The organism is Celeribacter marinus (genome assembly GCF_965656515.1).
Classification (GTDB): domain Bacteria; phylum Pseudomonadota; class Alphaproteobacteria; order Rhodobacterales; family Rhodobacteraceae; genus Celeribacter; species Celeribacter marinus_D.
In genome coordinates, this window is record NZ_CBFHKW010000114.1 from 1 (window position 1) to 1,601 (window position 1,601).

Consider the following 1,601-nt stretch of genomic DNA (forward strand, 5'->3'; position numbering starts at 1 on the left):
GGAGTTCCCGTTCGAAGTTGACGCGTTCAAAAAGCATTGTCTGCTTGAGGGTCTCGATGACATTGGTCTGACGATGAATAACGTGTCCGCCATCGATGCTTATGAAAGCAAGATGTCGCAAGAACGTCCTTGGGTCTAAGTGATCCCGAGATGTAAGACTGAGAAACGGCGGCCACATGGGCCGCCGTTTTTTTGCATTCAGAGTCCATTCTAAGCGCCGGAAGTGATTACCCAGCCGCGCTATCGAAAACGGCCATCTCAGGCACATCGCCGTTGTAAATCAACTTTGCCGCTGTCGCCGCGACGATCTCCTCAACAGATACATTTGGCGCGCGCTCAATCAGGTGCAGCCCATCATCCTCCGGCTTGATCACGGCCATTTCGGTCACGATCAAATCGATGCGGCGTTGTGAGGTAAGTGGCAAGGTACATTCAGGCAGAATTTTTGGCTCGCCCTTGTTGGTGTGCTGCATCGCAATAATCACCTTTTTCGCACCGGTCACGAGGTCCATCGCGCCGCCCATTCCGGGTGTATAGTGCCCCGGGATGATCCAGTTGGCGAGATGCCCCGCCTCATCCACCTGCAACGCGCCAAGCACGGTCAGGTCGAGGTGCCCGCCACGAATGAGACCAAACGAGAACGCGCTATCGATGGTAGAGGCGCCGGGGACAAAGGAGACAAAGCTGCCACCCGCATCGGTGAGGTGGCGATCCGTCATGCCCTCGGGGGGGCGGTGGCCCATGCCAACTGCTCCGTTTTCGGCCTGAAAGAACACACCAAGAGATTCGTCGAGGTAGTCATTCACAAGTGTGGGAATGCCGATCCCGAGATTCACGAGCGTGCGGGGCTGAATTTCTTGGGCAACGCGGCGGGCGATAAGTTCTTTAGGGTTCATAGTGTTGCCTCCTTAAGCCGATTTTTTGATGACATGGTCGACAAGAACGCCGGGCGTTTTAACCTCATCGGGCGGGATGACCCCGACAGGAACAATAGCCTCAGGCTCGCAAATAACAGTGCGACCCGCCAACGCCATAATCGGGTTAAAATTTGTCGCCGTGAGCATATAGGAGAGGTTCCCAACGTAATCACACCGCGCAGCAGCAATCAGCGCAAAGTCAGCCGACAACGGCTTTTCAAGTAGATAGTCCTTACCATCCACTGTGATGATCTCTTTGCCTTCAGCTATTTTAGTCCCGACCCCTGTGGGCGTTAAGATGCCGCCAAGACCGACACCTGCCGCACGAATACGCTCGACGAATGTCCCTTGCGGCACGAGCTCGACCTCCAATTCGCCACTGGCGTATTGCTCTTGGACATCTGGATTTAACCCCATGTGACTACACACTAACTTGGTCACACAGTGGGCTTTGAACAACGGGCCAGGTCCGCAATGCGGGCGCGCCGTGTCGTTTGACAATAGTGTGAGGTTCTTTTTGCCTGAAGCGGCCAACGCCGCAACAATGTGATCGGGGGTGCCAACGCCCATAAATCCTGACAACATGACGGACGCCCCATCTGGGATCATGTCCACGGCTTCTTCGATGGAAATGGCTAGGTGCATAAATAGGATCTCCGTTTAAATTTGCGGTCCTCCCGACCT

Annotated in this window: 2 protein-coding genes and 1 pseudogene; 1 reads left to right on the plus strand and 2 read right to left on the minus strand. The window is 54.8% G+C overall.

Features of this window, described 5'->3' with window-relative positions; genetic code table 11:
- Positions 1-139 (plus strand): annotated as a pseudogene (locus tag ACTG34_RS13685) (3-isopropylmalate dehydratase small subunit); the annotation flags it as partial.
- Between the two features lie 88 nt (positions 140-227).
- Here the strand turns inward: ACTG34_RS13685 and ACTG34_RS13690 are convergent.
- Both ACTG34_RS13690 and ACTG34_RS13695 read right to left on the minus strand, forming a co-directional pair.
- Complete coding sequence (locus tag ACTG34_RS13690) at positions 228-896, minus strand: 3-oxoacid CoA-transferase subunit B (protein WP_342843105.1); 669 nt, start codon at positions 894-896, stop codon at positions 228-230.
- A 12-nt stretch (positions 897-908) separates the two neighbouring features.
- Positions 909-1,562 (minus strand): CoA transferase subunit A, encoded by a 654-nt coding sequence (locus ACTG34_RS13695; protein ID WP_062217852.1) that lies wholly within the window; start codon positions 1,560-1,562, stop codon positions 909-911.
- Positions 1,563-1,601 lie beyond the last annotated feature (39 nt).